Here is a 16,191-nt window from a genome sequence, read left to right as displayed (position 1 = left end):
GCAGATAACCCCGCATACCATCGCTACATAGGACGCGCCAGCCGCTTCCAACGCCAGCCGCAGGAATTCGCCGCGCCCCTGAATACCGGGCCAGTAATGCAGCGGGTAAGCCATGTGTTGACTTTCAATGGTTTTGTTGAAAATACCACTCCAGCGTATGAACCACCTGATCAACCTGCTACTTATTCGATAGCAATAAAAGCAAGGGGAACTTGGCTCCGTGGCCATATCGGAAAGTCCTGGCTTGTCCTACACCGAGTTCATCCAGGTCCGATTCCTTTAATCCTGAGAACTTCATACATTCAATTCGCGCCCTCATCACAGGCTACTCAAAGTCTGCAACCTGGCACGGCTTTGGGCCGAATGTTTGGCCCAATTCCCAGCATGAAACATGCTTTCTGCATGGTCCCAATTCAACGATTTCATCAAGGAAATTCAAATGAACCCAAGAAAACCAAAGCATCTGGCAGAGCCAGCCACTGAAGTCAGCACCACAACTTCAAATGAATCGGTACCCAGTCAGGAAGTGCAGAGCAGTCCACCGCTTCATCCTGACCAGACAGGTGCGCAATATGGCGGCTATGGCCATGCTGACAATTCGTTCGGCCGGGATGCTGGCAGTTCAAGCAAAGAAGGCGGCCAGGGTGCTGACAAGTCCGGCGCAGACAGGCTTTCTGCTTCCAAACCGCTCAAGGACGCGAGCGATGGCAGCACGAAAACCGGGTCTGCCAGTGCCGCCAGCCAGCATGACCAGGCCAGCGTGAAAAAGCCGGACTGATTTGAATGCAGTTCAGCCTGCCGCAGCGATCTGGCGCAGCGCCTGCTCGAACACCTCAACCGGCTGGCCACCGGAAATCAGGTGGCGGTCGTTGATGATGACCGCAGGCACCGAATGGATCCCCTGGGTCAGGTAAAACGACTCTCGCTCGCGTACTTCTTCGGTATAGGCATCGCTTGCCAGCATTTCGGCGGCCTGAACCGGGTCGAGACCGCACTCGCCAGCTACACGGATCAGCACCTCGTGTGAAGCAGGACTCTGGCCATCGGTGAAGTAAGCCTTCAGCAGACCTTCCTTCAATGCCTTTTGCACGCCGCTTCCCTGAAGTCCGGCCCAATGCAGCAAGCGATGGGCGTCAAACGTGTTGTAAATGCGACTGCGCCCTCCTCCGGGCTGGTCGGCCCGGCTGAACGTGAAACCGACATCCTCGCCGCGCTGGCGAATGTTTTCGCGATTGACGTGGGCCTGCTCCGGCGTGATACCGTACTTTTCGGTGATGTGTTCGGTGATTTCCTGGCCTTCGGGCGCCATCTTCGGATTGAGCTCGAAAGGCTGGAAGTGCAGTTCGGCGGTGATCTCGCCCGCCACACGTGCCAGCGCCTCGTCTAGTGCTTTCAGACCAATGGCGCACCAGGGGCACGAAACGTCGGAAACAAAATCAATCTTTATCAAGGTAGTCATGGGGGTTTTCTGTAAGCCAAAACGCGGCATTCCGGGAATGGCCCGTTTTCCGGTTTTGTATTGAAGTGGATTTCAGGCATTGTCCTCCGATCAACGGAGGGATGCACGTCAACCCGGCAGTCCGCAAGCGCGGTCACTATGGCCTGCTCATTCATCACACGGAGCAGGCCATGTAGCTACGGGGCGTGATTCTCGATGCCAGCTCGGTGGTGGGCATCTTTGGCAACTTTGGTCAGACCAACTGCGACGCCACCAAGTTTGACGCCAGCGCGGGCAAGCGCTTGCCTGCAGGCCACAAGGTTGCGATGGGTGGTGTCGTGAATGGCGTGACCAACAAACGCCCTATCATTCAGTGCGTTCATTTTATTGGTGTTTTATGCCTTTGGCGCATGCTGGACGGGCACAAGCAGCTATGTTTTTTTGATTAGATCAGTGCTCATTCCATCGCCCCGCGCCGACCTTGCTTTTTCAAGCCTGCAGCGATAATTCACGCATGCCTTCCCTGCCGATACCCGACCATCCGCAACCCCAGTCCCTGACTGACCTGTTCGTTTCCTTCACTCTCCTGGCGCTGCAGGGTTTCGGCGGCGTGCTGGCCGTGGTGCAACGCGAAATGGTTGAAAAAAAACGCTGGATGACACGCGAAGAATTCATTGAGGACTGGGCGGTGGCGCAAATCATGCCCGGTCCCAATGTGGTCAACCTTTCACTGATGATTGGCGGGCGCTACTTTGGGCTGAAGGGCGCCATGGCGGCACTGGCCGGCATGCTGGCGGTGCCGCTGATCCTGGTGCTGCTGCTGGCGCTGGTGTATGCCCAGTTTGCCGACCATCCGGGCGTCGCGGGCGCGCTGCGCGGCATGGGCGCGGTGGCCGCCGGGCTGATTGCGGCGACCGGCCTGAAACTGTTTGGCGCACTGCTGAAAAATGTGCTCGGTCTGCGGCTGTGCATCGCTTTTGGTCTGATGTGCTTTGTCTCCATTGCGCTGCTGCGCTGGCCCTTGTTTTATGTGTTGTTCGGTCTGGGCAGCGTGGCCTGCACCGTGGCCTACCAAAAGCTCAAGCCATGACGGAGCCGATCACCCTGGTGTTTGGTCCGCAAGACTGGATCAACCTGTTTTTGCATTACCTGACGCTTTCTTTGCTGTCGATAGGCGGGGCGATCACCACCGCGCCCGACATGCACCGCTTTCTGGTCGATCAGCAGCACTGGCTCACCGACGCGCAGTTCAATGCCTCGATTGCGATCGCCCAGGCCGCGCCTGGCCCGAATGTGCTGTTCGTCGCGCTGCTTGGCTGGAATGTCGGCCTGAATGCCGGCGGCATGATGACCGGCCTGCTCGGCGTGGTGCTGGCGCTGACGGGCATCCTGATTCCCAGCACGGTGCTGACCTATGCCGCTGCCCAATGGGGCTATCGCAACCGCGATTTACCTGCCGTGCGCGCCTTCAAACAAGGCATGGCGCCCATCGTCGTGGCATTGCTTATCGCCACCGGCTGGATTCTGGCAAGCGCCAACGGCAGTTCATTGAAAGACTGGCCGGTGTGGCTGGTGACGATCGTTACCGCCTTGATGGTCTGGCGCACCAGAACGCACCTGCTCTGGCTGCTGGGCGCAGGTGCCTTGCTGGGCTGGTACGGCTGGATTTAAGCGCAAAAATACACAACTGACCTGTTCAGGGATTGCACCTGTCACAGCGTGAAGGATCGGCAAGCAATGCACCGGCCCGGCGTTTTTCTTCGCTTTGACCGCAATGCTGGCACGACCAGATATCGGCCAGCGCTTGCCGGGTGGGGCTTGCACAAAGGGCGCATGGCAGACCAGTAACGGTCCGGGTCATCCAGTAGCCTGGTGCTACGCAAACCGGACAGGATGAACTGAGCTTGTGCGCAAGATTGTCGGTTGCGACCCCAATGAGTTTCTGGCGCGTCGGATTGCAATACGCACGCAGGTCGTTTTCGACGATGACACCACTTTTTACTGACCGGCTGGCTGTTTGTTCATACGCTTTTTGCAACAAGGTCCAGTTGTAAAGACCTTTGTAAATAGGCGAAGCCTGATCGTCTTTTGCCATGACGACAAGGTGATGGGATGGAAATTCAGCCTCTTCTGCAAAAGCCACCACTTCTTCCCAATTATTCACTTCCCGATGTCCACTTTTGGCTGGCCCCTGTGCAATCCCGGTGAGTTCAAGTCCGTTTTCATCGTCGATGAAAACGACCAGCTCGACATCCCAGGGAATCAGACCGGTGTAAGGGTCGGCAACGAAAGCACCTTCGCTTGCCAAGCCGACGCGAGAACTGGCCAGCGTCATGCCGATGCGGGCTTTTTTCAACGCCGTTTCCAGTTGCGAGCCGGAGCGTGGAATATCGCGGGTAAAAGTGCCAAGTTGATCGGTGTCAAACCCTGTCACAAGGTCTACACGGCAGCCTGTTGCCGCCTCCAGAATAGGCCCAATGATGGCTTCCTTGCCGTGTTGCGTCAGCAGAGCAACATGACGGCCCCGGTACAGGTTGCGGACATCCGTAAAATTCTGCATTGCTTGACCCTCAAGATTCGCGTGCCGAATCCGGAGCTGCCACCCAGGTTTGCCAGCGACCGCCAGACCAGGCCTCAACAACATTCGTTTGCGGATCGATGCGAAAAAGGTGAAGCCAGCGGTTGTCCACCAACTGGCGTACCGTTTCATGCTTGCGCATGACCGCTTCAATGCCGGCCCGTGGGGCTTCGATAAAGACCGACAGGCGCAGCGGCGTGTGCAACCATTTTTCGCCGTCATGCAGGGACTGCAATGGCAGGCCAATGCGCAGGTCGCCCCCATTGCCTTCGAACACGCCAATACGGCCGCCGACCACGTTGTGCAGCACCTTGTTGCCACTGCCATAGCGCGCGTTGTCCACGGTCGAGGCAAAGTACTGCATGTTGATCCAGTGCGTCACCACCATCGGCGCGGTCATGATGAGTTCAAGAATGCTGCCCTGGGCATCTCCCTGCCAGTCGTAGTCGTGCAGGAAGGACCGACCGGCCAGATTGAGGTGACGGGAGCGGGAACGTGGCGCGACAATGAAGGCGGCATTGTTGACCAGCCCCCATTCCGGCCGGGTCTGCGCCCAGTCATTGGCCCTTTTTTTCAGGGCTAAAAGCAAGGCATCAGGCTGCGCGCACAGATCACCCAGGCCCAGCAAAGGCGCGCGTTCGGCACGTGTCCTGGCACCGGCTGCAAGCAGCGTCTGGCGCAGACGAGTCAGGTCTTGGGCGTGGCTGGCAGGCACCAGATCAACGTCATAGAGCTGCATCTCATCGGTGGTGGTGTTATGCAGGCCCGCCAGAAAGTGCGTCGTTTCAGGAACCACGAGGTGACGTTCGGAGAGGGCTTGCCGCAGCGCAGGGTCGTTCAGCAGCGACGCCAAAGCGCGGGCATTGACTTCTCCGGTTTGTCCGCAACAGGCGCCGCAGTCCAGCCCCGCCGCATGCGGGTTGTTGGCGCTCTGGCTGCCATGGCCTGCGAGCAGCACCATGCGCGCAAAACCCGAGCGCAAACCCATTGCCTTGAGCACGCCTTCAGCCAGAGAAACACGCTGCGCGAGCGTGTCATCTGCTTGCGCCACCAGCACAGGCCGCGCGGCGTAACGCGCACCCAGGCCGTCATGGTCCGCAGGCGGTGCAACGCTGCTCGAAGGCAGGCTGCGCTTGAGCAGCTTGCCCAGGTAACCCAGACCGATCGATTCCACCAGCGTAAAGGCCGAACCCGGCAGGCGCTCAAAGGGTTGCCACGCTTGCTTGGCAGCAAAATTTGACTGCCTGGCCTTGACCAACGCAGCGTCACGGTCATTGCCGCCGCACGAGTCGGTGACGCACAAGGTGGGAGCCAGCAACCCCGGCAGCTGAGGGCGCGTCGCCGTCGTTCCCAGCGGCGTATAAGAAATTGGCAGGCCAAAGAAACCGGCAAACCCCATCGTCTGCACGTCGGGCCAAGCGCTTTCCAGCGCACGCCTGAACACTTCTGAACGAACATCGATACAAAACACCGCCTGAACCGCGCAACTGTGCCCGGTTGAAGCTGCAGAGGACTTCGCCAATGCGGCAGCCAGCGGCTTTTGGTAAGCTATTTCCAGCGCGCGATGCAGCAACGCGGCGTGGTCCGGTGCTGTGTGGCTGCTGCGAATGCGAGGTCCTTGCCAGGCGTTCCGCCAACGCATCCAGGAAGATTGTTCATCGCGCGAGCCATCGTCCAGCAAATATTCCCAAGAAAGACGAATCGCCAGCAGATCGACGATTTGGTTGTCGTCTTCGCCTTCGAGCCGCGCTTGCCAGCGCAAATAGGCGCACCAGGAGGCCCATCCATTGATTCGTTGCAAGACAGCGCACAGGAAGTCACTCAGGCCGTCGGCAGGCACGGCCAATTTATCAAGAACAAACGCAATCGCCTGCTGGGCATCGGCAGGTAGCGCTTGTGAACGTCGCAGTACTTCGGGCGCTTTCATCAACAGCGCCACGCCATGGTCATGTGCAATCGAATGGCGCCACCCGGCATACAAGCCGCTGCTCAGCGAGGGATGCCAGTCGGCCTGTTCGGCATCAAAATGCGCGGCGCAGAACTGACTGATCTGGTGGGTGATGGTTGAGCACCAGGCAGGTTCGCGTGCCAAATGGCGTTGCGCGTCGTGCATGTCCGACAGCAAGGGAAGCGCGCCGGACGATTCCTGCGCACCATCAAGCGCGGCGATCACTGCCGTTGGGTTCACCGGCACCCCTGCCTCCGCCATGGCCTGGGCCAGGTGTTCGGTTTGAAAAGCCTGGCGCTTCCAGGCATCGCGATAGAACGCCTGCGGCATGTGCATGCGGCTGCCACCCAACTGATTTAGCTGTCCGGCTGCCTCTTCAATGGGACGGTCAACCCATCCCCAGTATGGATTGACTGCGATGAAGCGGTCCAGGGGCCAGGTTGGTGCGATCAGGCGGCAGGCCGAATCGACGGCCAGATCCACAGAAGACTTCACCGGATGGAGCAAGGAGGAAACAGCATTCATGATTTTTCGCTCAGCAGTGCAGCAGTTGAATAAGGGGGCCGCAGCAATACTGCAGGCAGGGATATAGGCCAGAGACGAAACGTCAGCCGCGTAAAGTGCGCGTCAAGGTAAAAGCCGGCATATGCCCATGGATAAAAGGCCTTGGAAAATTGCCCGTTCGGGAAGGCGAGCAACCACACTTGCAGCAGATAAAGCGATAGAAGGCAACTGCCGGCCCAGAGAATCAATGGCAACGGTGCAGAAACAACCGGCGTATTGACCAAGGCGCCAAAGACAAGATGCCCTGCAATGTAGAACTGTCCTAGAACCAGGATAGCGATGACGCCGCGCACCGTGCCCATGCCCCACCCATCGGCGCGCCACAACAAGGGCGCCAGACCCAGCCCCACAATCAGAATGGCTACGGGTGCAATCGTCAGGCCAGGCAAGCCGATTTTCCAGACTGCGAGGCTGCCAGCCAGCAGCACAATGGCAAACGGGACGCAAAGAAGACGCATCACCGCGCGGGTAGCAGGCGAACGCCCGGCCTCGGACGGATAAAACGCACGGCGGCGGCTGTCCAGCACGGCTTCGCCTGCAGCCAGAAAAGCATAGGCCTTGTAGAGCGAATGCGCCACCAGGTGCAGGAAAGCCAGCTCATACAGACCGAGACCGCATTCAAGCAGCATGAAGCCCATTTGCGCGCAGGTTGACCAGGCCAGGCGCACTTTGATGCTGATGCGGGTCATCATCACCAGGCCGGCCAGCACCGCACTGAGGCTGCCAACGACGACCAGCAAGGTTTGCGCCGTGGGCGAAACCGACAAGACATCGGCCAGGCGAATCAGCAAAAAACCGCCCAGATTGACAATACCCGCATGCAGCAGGGCCGACACCGGCGTGGGCGCTTCCATTACCTGAATCAGCCAGCCATGAACAGGCAACTGGGCTGACTTGAGAATCACCGCCAGCACCACCAGCGCCATGGCGGTATTGAGTGCCGCAGACAGGGCATTGGCCGACTGAACGTGATGGGAAATTCCTTGGAATTCAAGCGTGCCGGTTTCCCGATAAATCAGCGCCAAAGCAGCCAGCAGACACACCTCGGCCAGGCGGCTGGCAATAAACTTTTTATGCGCAACCACTACCGCGGCAGGACGGTCGCGGTAAAAGGTCAGCAAATGGTGCAGCGTGATGCTGCTGGCAATCCATGCCAGCACCAGCACACCCAGGTTGTTGGTCACCACCACGACGCCGATGGATGCCAAAGTCAGCAGCATGGCAAGCACGTACCGCTTTTGCCCCTCCTCGCCGTTCAGATACCGCCGGGAATAGCGGATCACCACCCAGCCCAGCAGGCTGACCAGCATCAGCATGGCCAGTCCCAGTTTGTCGATGTGCGAATTGCTGAGTGCTTGCAGCACAGCAGCGGCCAGCGCGATCGCAAGCGCGGCAAGTGCTGCGCCTTCAGCTACAACCCATGTACGAAAAATTCCGGCACCGAGCGCGACCGGCATGCAGGCCAGCACATAGATCAGCGGCACACACCAAAGCAGTGCGCCATTGTTGAATTCGGTCATCCAGCCCCTTCTGTTGATTGAGATGGCGCGACTTTGCCTTCAAGCCAGCAATAAGTAAAATAGATAAATTTTTAAATATCATTCTTTAAAACAGAACCATGCCGTTTTCCCGACTTAACTACCGTCATCTTTACTATTTCTGGATGGTTGCCAAGGAAGGGCACCTGACACGTGTCGCCGAGCAGCTGCATGTGTCCCAGTCAGCCCTGTCGTCCCAGATCCGCCAGCTTGAGGAGCAGATGGAACATGCCCTGTTCCTGCGTCAGGGCCGCAGCCTGCAGCTGACCGAAGTGGGACGTGTGGTGTTGGGATACGCCGACGGCATTTTTGCGCTCGGCACCGAGCTGGTGGCGGCGGTGGCCGCTGGAGGGGGGCAGAAAATACAGCGACTCAAGGTGGGAGGCGTGGCCAACGTATCGCGCAATTTTCAGGAGAATTTTTTGCGCCCCATCATGGGTATGGAAGATGTGCAGCTGGTGCTGGAGTCAGGCAGCCTGGATGAGTTGCTGCCACGCCTGGCAGTGCACAAGCTTGACCTCGTCTTGTCCAATCGCCCGGTGAGCGCAGACGCCGAACAGGCCTGGCAATGCCGCCGTGTTGCGCGCCAGCCAGTTTGTCTGGTGGGCAAGCCGCGCCCTGCGTCGCGTCCGTTTCGCTTTCCCGATGATTTGCCCGGCGTCAAGCTTTTGCTTCCCGGGCACAGCAGCGACATACGTACCGAGTTCGACATGCTTTGCGAACACCTTCAGGTCAAGGTCAACATATTTGCTGAAGTCGATGACATGGCGATGCTGCGTTTGCTCGCCCGCGATTCAGGCGGCGTGGCGCTGTTACCGGCCGTGGTCGTGCAGGACGAACTGCACAGCGGTGTGTTGCAGCAATATTGCGTGGTGCCGAAGGTTTATGAAAATTTTTATGCCATCAGCGTCGAGCGGCAATTTCAGTCGGCGGTACTGAAAAAATTGCTGACAAGCACTTCAGGCTAACCACTGGCTTGGCCGTCCGGCTGGCTTTCAGCGGCGCTGACGCAGCGCTTCGTAAAGGCACACGCCGCTGGCGACCGACACGTTCAGGCTTTCTACCGCACCGTGCATCGGAATGCGCACCAGTTCGTCACAGGTCTTGCGGGTCAACTGGCGCATGCCCTCGCCTTCCGCGCCCAGGATCAAGGCCACGGGGCCGGTCAGGTCCACGTCGTAAATCGTCTTTTCAGCGTCGTCGCTGGTGCCGATGCACCAGATGTTGCGTTCCTTCAATTCCCCCAGGGTGCGCGCCAGGTTGGTCACCATGAAATACGGCACGGTTTCGGCCGCGCCGCTGGCGACCTTGGACACGGTGGCATTGATGCCGGCGGCATGGTCCTTGGGTGCAATCACCGCCTGCGCACCCGCACCGTCAGCCACCCGCAGGCAGGCGCCCAGGTTGTGCGGATCGGTCACGCCGTCAAGTACCAGCAGCAAAGGCTGGGTGGTGCCGGCCGCCTCTAATTGCTCAAGCAATTCATCGAGCGAGGTAACCTGCGCAACCGCATCAACGCGAGCGACAACGCCTTGATGGCCGTGGCTGCCGCACATCTTGGCCAGGCGCAGGCCATCACACTCGACCATGCGAACGCCGGCTTCACGAACGCGGTCGGTGAACTGGCGCATGCGGGCATCGCGGCGCGAAACATCATAAAAAACCTCAAGAACCGACTTGGGCGCGGTCTTGAGGCGGACACCGACGGCATGGAAGCCGAAAAGAACTTTTTGGGGAGAAGAAGACATGCACCAATTATCGCTGCACAGATTTTGAAGGCTGCGCGCGGGCCTGGCGGGGGCAAGGCATCAACGCACTGCATGCTATTTTATGCATAGCACATATCGCATACCAGGTAAGCGCCAGAGGCCTTTTTACCTCAAGAAATAGCGATCTTCCCCGCTTCAATGGTGATGCGCCGCTCACAGCGCGCGGCAATCGCCGGGTCGTGCGTGACCAGCACCAGCGTGGTCCCGATTTCCTGGTTCAGCTCGAACATCAGTTCCATCACGGTTTCGCCGGTGGCAAAGTCCAGGCTGCCGGTCGGCTCGTCGGCCAGCAGCACGGCCGGCTTGACGACAAAAGCGCGTGCCAGCGCCACCCGCTGCTGCTCGCCGCCCGACAGCACCTTGGGATAATGGCCGAGCCGTTCGCCCAGGCCGACCCGCTTGAGCATGTCGGTTGCCAGCGCCCGGGCGTGCTTCATGCCGGACAGCTCCAGCGGCAGCATGACGTTTTCAAGCGCCGTCAGGTTGGCCATGAGCTGGAAGCTCTGGAACACGAAACCGACTTTTTGTGCCCGCAGGGCGGCGCGGTCGTCCTCGCTGATGGCAAAGATGTCCTGGCCGGCCAGGCGTACGGTGCCACTCGTGGGCGTGTCCAGCCCTGCAATGATCGTCAGCAGCGTGCTCTTGCCCGAGCCCGATGCACCGACAATGGCAGCGGTTTCGCGCGGATTCAATGAAAAGTCAATATCGCGCAAAATGGTCAAGGTGCCGGTCGAGTCGGTGACCGACTTGAAAACATGCTCAACGCAAACAATTGGAGAACTGGCAGGCTCCCCTGATTCAGGCAGCCTGGAAGCCACTTCACCCCTACCGGAAACTACAGGTTCAAACATGTCAACCTTTTTTGGAAACGTTAAATCGATTGCTGCCCACTGTAGCAAGCCTCGCCTGGCCACGCGAAACCATTGCGCTAAATCCTTGGGGACCCTGTTGATGAGCGCCGTGCTGGCGGTGCCGGCCTTTGCCCAGGCGCCGGCCGAGGCCAGACCGCAGCCCACCCTCCTCATCGTCGGCGACTCGTTGAGCGCTGAATATGGCCTGAAGCGCGGCACAGGCTGGGTGCCGTTGCTTGAAAAGCAGTTGGCGAGCGAAAACAAAAACGTCCGTGTGGTCAATGCCAGCATCAGCGGCGACACCACTTCGGGCGGGCGTTCGCGTTTGCCGGCTTTGCTGGCGCAGTACCAACCTGCCACCGTGGTGATCGAATTGGGCGGCAATGACGCGCTGCGCGGGCTGCCGCTGGACATGACCGCCAAGAACCTGAGCGCCATGACGCAGGCGTCCAAAAAATCCGGTGCCCGCGTGCTGCTGCTGGGCATGGAGGTGCCGCCCAACTATGGCAGCGCCTATGCCACCACCTTTTCAGGCCTATTCTCGAAAGTCGCCAAGGAAGAAAAAGTCGCACTCGTGCCGTTTTTCCTCAAGGGCATTGCCGATGGCGACAACGCCGCGGACAATTTCCAGGCCGACCGCATCCACCCCAACGCGTCATCGCAAGCCAGAATGCTGGCCAATGTCTGGCCAGAACTGAAGAAAATCATCCCGTGAGCCTTGACCGCATTTCTGCCGAAGACGCCCTGGCCCGATTGAGCCAGTTTTCCACCGTCATCGACGCCCGCTCCGAGGGTGAATATGCCGAAGACCACCTGCCAGGCGCTGTGAACTGGCCCAGCCTGCACGACGACGAGCGAAAGATCGTCGGCACCCAATACAAGCAGATCAGCCAGTTCGAGGCCAAGAAGCTGGGCGCGGCGCTGGTCGCCAAAAACATCGCCGAGCACATCCATAGCGAGGTGCTTGACAAGCCCCGTGAATGGCAGCCGCTGGTGTATTGCTGGCGCGGCGGCAAGCGCAGCGGTTCACTGGCGCTGATTCTGGACCAGATCGGCTTCAAGGTGACACTGGTTGACGGTGGCTACAAAGCCTTTCGTGCAGCGCTGGTAGCGGACCTCCCGCAACTTGCGGTGCAGCACCACTACCGCGTGGTGTGCGGCCCTACGGGTTCGGGCAAGACGCGGCTGCTGCAGGCGCTGGCAGCGCAGGGCGCGCAGGTGCTCGACCTGGAAGCGCTGGCCAACCACCGCAGTTCGGTGCTCGGCTTGATACCCGGGGTGGCCCAGCCCAGCCAGAAAGCCTATGACCGCCGCATCTGGACGGCGCTGCGCAGCTTCGATGCAGCGCGGCCGGTCTATATTGAAAGCGAGAGCAAAAAGGTTGGCAATGTGGCCGTGCCCGAAGGGCTGATTGCCGCCATGCGCGCCAGTCCCTGCCTGCAACTGAACCTGCCGGAGCCCGAGCGGGTAGCGCTGTTGCTAGAAGACTATGATTTTTTTGTCCGCGACATCGATTTCTTCTGCGACCGGCTCGACGCCTTGACAGAGGCACGCGGCAAGGCCACGGTTCTTGACTGGCAGGCGCGCGCGCGCGGTGGCGATGTGGCGTCAGTGGTGCTCGAATTGCTGATCAATCACTACGACCCGGGCTACCTGCAGTCGATGCAGCGCAATTTCATCCAATACAAAACAGCGCAATCTTTGGCGCCGCGCGACCACAGTGTTCAAGCCATGACCGAACTTGCCAGTTTGATGCTGGCCAAGGCGTAACGAAAAAACCCGGCATCACCAATGAGGATAGTGCCGGGTTGACCATCAACTTACTATCAAATCAATAGCTACTTGCGCATATTCACATTGCGCCAGATAGCTATTTTTTTGAATTTTTCGCTCAAGGAGGAGAGCCGGCAGGTGGTATGCCAATTTGCGCTTCGCTGATGTTGTCCTGATCCGGCGCGCCGTCACTGGACACATCGCCGTCTTCCGGCTTGCCTTCACCCTTGCGCTTGAGTTTGTCTTCTTTCTTGCGTTTTTTCGCCAGCTCCTTCTGACGCTTTTCATAGGAGTAATTAGGAGTTGCCACAGCTTGCTTTCGTGAATAGGTAACCCTTACTGTAATGCATTGCCATCTGGCGTTTCGTTAAGGCCGGCCAGCGCATGGGCCAAGTCGGCCTGCAAGTCCGCAACGGCTTCCAGGCCAACGGAAAAGCGCACCAGCCCGCCCGGGTAAGGCCAGGGGCGTACGACACGCAGTGCCGGCATGTCATACGGCACGCACAGGCTCATCGGCCCGGCCCAGCTGTAGCCGAGGCTGAAAAGTTGCAGGGTGTCGCAAAAACGGTCGATCTGCACAGTGGTGAATTCCGGCTTGAAGACAGCGCTGAACAGGCAAGCCGCGCCCTGGCAGTCGCGCTTCCATTCGGCATGGCCTGGCGAATCGGGCAAGGCCGGGTGCAGCACGGCGGCAATCTGCGGCTGGTCCCGCAACCAGGTGGCGAGCTGGCGCGTGGCGGCATCCTGCGCGGCATAGCGCAGGGCCATGCTGTTCAAGCCGCGCAGCACGAGTTCAGCATCATTGCCGCTAACGCCATAACCGACACGCATATGGCAAAAATGCACCAACTGGTGGAGTGCTTCGTTGTTCGTCACCACCGAACCCATCAACACATCGGCGCCGCCGCTCGGGTATTTGGTCAGGGCCTGTACCGAGATGTCTGCGCCCAGCGTGAAGGCATTGAACGCAAGACCTGCGCCCCAGGTGTTGTCGAGCGCCGTGATGGCGGACAGGGGATGCGCTGTACCGGATGCGTTGTGCGTCTTGACGGCGGCCACCAGCGCGGGAATGTCCGGAAACTCCAGCGTGATGGAGCCGGGGGCCTCCAGCCAGACCAGGCGGGTACGCGCATTCAGCCGTACGGCCAGATCAGCCGGATTCATGGCGTCGTAAAACTGGCAGCTGATGCCCCAAGACGCCAGTTCAGACTGCGCGAAGGCCTTGTTCGGGCCATAGGCATTGTCCGGTATCAGGACTTCGTCACCCGCCTTCAGCAGGGCCATGTCCACCAGCACCACGGAAGCCAAGCCGCTCGGAACCAGTGTGCAAAACCTGCCGCCCTCCAGCGTTGCGATGCGTTCTTCCAGCGTGAAAGTGGTCGGCGTTCCGTGCAGTCCGTAGGTGTAGCCGGTCTTGTGCTTCCAGTCACGGCGGCGCAAAGCAGCCACGCTGGGAAAGATGATCGTCGAGGCTTTGTAAACCGGAGGGGAAACCGACTCGAAGCCTGTCGGTGGCGTGTAGGGATGGTGGATCAGTGTGGTGGAGAGTTCGCTCATGCTCCAATAATAGCGACAAGCCCAAGTCGACGAAGAGCCCTCCCGACAACCGCACATAGGAATGCAGTGGTAGCGGGGGCTCCGGCTTAATTTCAGCAGGGGCCACGGATCTGGCTTTGCCAGTCCGCAGGCGCAGTGGCACCCTCGGGGGGCAGGAAGCTACACGAAGTGAGCGACCGCGGGGGCAACTACACGCGCCATTTGTCTATCAATTGCAATGGCGAAAGCGCGTCGTAGCTTTCGAAGGGCTGGTGAATCCACGGGTTGGTTGACAGCGTCTCGACCGAATAGTCCGCCTGGAAGGTCGAAACACCCTTGGTCCAGATCACGGCACTGCGCAGTTCGGTGATCGGCTTGTAATTGTTGCGAAGCTGTTCAATCACCGCATTCAGGGTATGGCCCGAATCGGCCAGGTCATCGACCAGCAGCACCTTGCCGGCGATCTCGCCCTTGGGCGTGGTGATGTAGTGGGCAATGTCCAGCTTTCCCTGCACCGTGCCGGCATCGGCGCGGTAGGAACTGGTGGACATGATGGCCAGCGGTTTGTCAAAAATACGCGACAGGATGTCCCCAGGCCGCATGCCGCCCCTCGCCAGGCACAGGATGGTGTCGAACTGCCATCCAGACTGGTGGATCTTGATGGCCAGTTTTTCAATCAGGTTGTGGTATTCGTCATAGCTGACATAGAGATGCTTGCCGTCTTCGGTCAACATGAAATTGCTCCTGATTTAATAGCTGCAAGCGCTTATGGTTATTGCGCAAGCAGCCTGTTTGTCTAAAATTTAAAGTTTTAGAGGGCGTAGGGGTTGCGAAGCAAGATAGTGTGGTCGCGGTCCGGACTGGTCGAAATCATGTGAACCGGCACACCTGTGACTTCTTCGATCCGCTCAAGGTAGCGCTGAGCGGCAGGCGGCAGCTGATCGTATTGGGTCACGCCCACGCTGCTCTGGCTCCAGCCCGGCATGGATTCATAAATCGGCACACAGCGGGCAATGTCGTCGGCGCCCATAGGCAAAATGTCGGTGGTCAGGCCGTCAAGCTCGTAACCCGTACACAGCTTCAACTCGTCAAGGCCATCGAGCACGTCAAGTTTGGTGATACACAGGCCCGACAGGCCATTGACCTGGGCCGAGCGCTTGAGCAGCGCCGCATCAAACCAGCCACAGCGGCGGCTGCGCCCGGTGGTCACGCCTTTTTCGGCGCCCACGGTGCTCATGTGGTAGCCCGGCGTGCCTTCCACTTCCCAGTCGAGTTCGGTCGGAAACGGCCCGCCGCCCACGCGGGTGCAATAGGCCTTGGTGATGCCCAGGATGTAATGCAACATGCCCGGTCCGACGCCGGCACCGGCCGACGCATTGCCGGCAACACAGTTGCTGGAGGTCACATAGGGATAGGTGCCATGGTCCACGTCAAGCAGCGTGCCCTGCGCACCTTCAAACAGCAGATTGGCGCCGGCCTGGTGCGCGTCATTGAGTTCACGCGACACGTCGGCCATCATCGGCTTGAGCAGTTCGGCATGGCGCATCGCTTCGTCATACACCGTGTCGAAGTCAACCGCTGGCGCATTCAGATAGCCAGTTAACACAAAGTTGTGCAGGTCCAGCAGTTCGCGCAGCTTGGCGGCAAAGCGTTCGGGGTATTTCAGGTCCTGCACGCGCAGCGCGCGGCGGGCAATCTTGTCTTCATAAGCTGGCCCGATACCGCGGCCCGTCGTACCGATTTTCTCAATACCGCCTTTTTCGCGAAAAGCTTCACGGGCAATATCGATGGCCGCGTGGAAAGGCAGGATCAGCGGACAGGCTTCGCTGATGCGCAGGCGCGAACGCACCTCGACGCCGGCTTTTTCCAGCCCTTCGATTTCCTCGAAAAGCTTGGCCGCTGAAAGCACCACGCCATTGCCGATGTAGCACTTCACGCCGGGGCGCATGATGCCGCTCGGAATCAGGTGCAAAGCGGTCTTGACGCCATTAATGACCAGCGTATGGCCTGCATTGTGGCCGCCTTGGAAGCGCACAACGCCTTGCGACATTTCGGTCAGCCAGTCAACAAGCTTGCCCTTGCCTTCGTCACCCCACTGGGTACCCACGACCACGACATTGCGGCCGGGAGCTGCGCTTGGTTTGTTTGTCATCTTCAGTTCTCGTTAAGGATCAAATGGATAAATCCGCCGCCGGG

At 59.3% G+C, this 16,191-nt stretch carries 16 protein-coding genes and 2 pseudogenes; 7 read left to right on the top strand and 11 right to left on the bottom strand.

Annotated features, from left to right (window positions below; genetic code table 11):
• Nucleotides 1-24 precede the first annotated feature (24 nt).
• Nucleotides 25-114: pseudogene (locus tag H4V98_RS11745) on the bottom strand (glutathione S-transferase); the annotation flags it as partial.
• Nucleotides 115-439: 325 nt separating this feature from the next.
• Between H4V98_RS11745 and H4V98_RS11740 the strand changes: the two are divergent.
• The gene (locus H4V98_RS11740; protein WP_196864196.1) at nucleotides 440-778 is read left to right on the top strand and encodes a hypothetical protein; all 339 of its coding nucleotides are present in this window, start codon (nucleotides 440-442) and stop codon (nucleotides 776-778) included.
• Between the two features lie 12 nt (nucleotides 779-790).
• Here H4V98_RS11740 and H4V98_RS11735 read toward each other — a convergent pair whose 3' ends face one another.
• Nucleotides 791-1,459: a DsbA family oxidoreductase gene (locus H4V98_RS11735; protein WP_196864195.1), complete on the bottom strand. Its 669-nt coding sequence runs from the start codon at nucleotides 1,457-1,459 to the stop codon at nucleotides 791-793.
• Between the two features lie 179 nt (nucleotides 1,460-1,638).
• On the opposite strand from H4V98_RS11735, the pseudogene H4V98_RS11730 reads away from it, so the two are divergent.
• From H4V98_RS11730 to H4V98_RS11720, 3 genes and pseudogenes are all read left to right on the top strand, one after another.
• Nucleotides 1,639-1,719 (top strand): annotated as a pseudogene (locus H4V98_RS11730) (3-oxoacyl-ACP reductase); the annotation flags it as partial.
• A 233-nt stretch (nucleotides 1,720-1,952) separates the two neighbouring features.
• Entirely contained in the window at nucleotides 1,953-2,528 is a 576-nt protein-coding gene (locus H4V98_RS11725) for a chromate transporter (protein ID WP_196864194.1), read from the top strand.
• Nucleotides 2,525-3,109: a chromate transporter gene (locus tag H4V98_RS11720; protein ID WP_196864193.1), complete on the top strand. Its 585-nt coding sequence runs from the start codon at nucleotides 2,525-2,527 to the stop codon at nucleotides 3,107-3,109. The genes H4V98_RS11725 and H4V98_RS11720 overlap by 4 nt, the downstream gene beginning before the upstream one ends.
• Nucleotides 3,110-3,134: 25 nt before the next feature.
• On the opposite strand, the gene H4V98_RS11715 is transcribed toward H4V98_RS11720, so the two are convergent.
• Genes H4V98_RS11715 through H4V98_RS11705 form a run of 3 tightly spaced genes read right to left on the bottom strand, consistent with a single transcriptional unit; the run spans nucleotide 3,135 to nucleotide 8,048 of the window.
• Entirely contained in the window at nucleotides 3,135-3,998 is an 864-nt protein-coding gene (locus H4V98_RS11715) for a DUF6671 family protein (RefSeq protein ID WP_196864192.1), read from the bottom strand.
• Between the two features lie 10 nt (nucleotides 3,999-4,008).
• Nucleotides 4,009-6,489: a DUF2309 domain-containing protein gene (locus H4V98_RS11710; RefSeq protein ID WP_196864191.1), complete on the bottom strand. Its 2,481-nt coding sequence runs from the start codon at nucleotides 6,487-6,489 to the stop codon at nucleotides 4,009-4,011.
• Nucleotides 6,486-8,048, bottom strand: a complete 1,563-nt coding sequence (locus tag H4V98_RS11705; RefSeq protein ID WP_280757516.1) for an NADH-quinone oxidoreductase subunit L — start codon at nucleotides 8,046-8,048, stop codon at nucleotides 6,486-6,488. Before H4V98_RS11705 ends, H4V98_RS11710 begins: the two co-directional genes overlap by 4 nt.
• A gap of 98 nt (nucleotides 8,049-8,146) precedes the next feature.
• Here H4V98_RS11705 and H4V98_RS11700 point away from each other — a divergent pair, with 98 nt between their 5' ends.
• Nucleotides 8,147-9,034: a LysR family transcriptional regulator gene (locus H4V98_RS11700; protein WP_196864189.1), complete on the top strand. Its 888-nt coding sequence runs from the start codon at nucleotides 8,147-8,149 to the stop codon at nucleotides 9,032-9,034.
• Between the two features lie 27 nt (nucleotides 9,035-9,061).
• Here H4V98_RS11700 and rlmB read toward each other — a convergent pair whose 3' ends face one another.
• Both rlmB and H4V98_RS11690 read right to left on the bottom strand, forming a co-directional pair.
• Complete coding sequence (gene rlmB, locus H4V98_RS11695) at nucleotides 9,062-9,814, bottom strand: 23S rRNA (guanosine(2251)-2'-O)-methyltransferase RlmB (RefSeq protein ID WP_196864188.1); 753 nt, start codon at nucleotides 9,812-9,814, stop codon at nucleotides 9,062-9,064.
• A gap of 131 nt (nucleotides 9,815-9,945) precedes the next feature.
• Entirely contained in the window at nucleotides 9,946-10,686 is a 741-nt protein-coding gene (locus tag H4V98_RS11690) for an ABC transporter ATP-binding protein (protein ID WP_196864187.1), read from the bottom strand.
• 100 nt (nucleotides 10,687-10,786) lie between these two features.
• Here H4V98_RS11690 and H4V98_RS11685 point away from each other — a divergent pair, with 100 nt between their 5' ends.
• Together H4V98_RS11685 and mnmH are read left to right on the top strand one after the other, a co-directional pair.
• Entirely contained in the window at nucleotides 10,787-11,401 is a 615-nt protein-coding gene (locus tag H4V98_RS11685; RefSeq protein WP_196864186.1) for an arylesterase, read from the top strand.
• Nucleotides 11,398-12,456 carry a tRNA 2-selenouridine(34) synthase MnmH gene (gene mnmH / locus H4V98_RS11680; RefSeq protein ID WP_196864185.1) on the top strand — a complete coding sequence of 353 codons (1,059 nt, stop codon included), beginning with the start codon at nucleotides 11,398-11,400 and terminating at the stop codon, nucleotides 12,454-12,456. Before H4V98_RS11685 ends, mnmH begins: the two co-directional genes overlap by 4 nt.
• A 121-nt stretch (nucleotides 12,457-12,577) precedes the next feature.
• Here the strand turns inward: mnmH and H4V98_RS11675 are convergent, their stop codons facing one another.
• The 4 genes from H4V98_RS11675 to H4V98_RS11660 form a co-directional block, all read right to left on the bottom strand.
• A complete protein-coding gene (locus H4V98_RS11675) occupies nucleotides 12,578-12,769 on the bottom strand; it encodes a hypothetical protein (RefSeq protein WP_196864184.1) in 192 nt (63 codons plus the stop codon).
• Between the two features lie 26 nt (nucleotides 12,770-12,795).
• Complete coding sequence (locus H4V98_RS11670) at nucleotides 12,796-14,016, bottom strand: PLP-dependent transferase (protein ID WP_196864183.1); 1,221 nt, start codon at nucleotides 14,014-14,016, stop codon at nucleotides 12,796-12,798.
• A gap of 188 nt (nucleotides 14,017-14,204) precedes the next feature.
• Nucleotides 14,205-14,729 (bottom strand): phosphoribosyltransferase, encoded by a 525-nt coding sequence (locus H4V98_RS11665; protein ID WP_196864182.1) that lies wholly within the window; start codon nucleotides 14,727-14,729, stop codon nucleotides 14,205-14,207.
• Between the two features lie 77 nt (nucleotides 14,730-14,806).
• Nucleotides 14,807-16,147, bottom strand: coding sequence for an adenylosuccinate synthase (locus tag H4V98_RS11660; protein WP_196864181.1), 1,341 nt, complete (start codon nucleotides 16,145-16,147; stop codon nucleotides 14,807-14,809).
• Between the last annotated feature and the right edge of the window lie 44 nt (nucleotides 16,148-16,191).

Origin of the sequence: Polaromonas sp. CG_23.6 (genome assembly GCF_029892315.1) — a bacterium.
In the GTDB taxonomy this organism is placed as follows: domain Bacteria; phylum Pseudomonadota; class Gammaproteobacteria; order Burkholderiales; family Burkholderiaceae_C; genus Polaromonas.
Note: the sequence above shows the minus strand (reverse complement) of the source record. Positions and strands in the feature narration are given on the sequence as shown.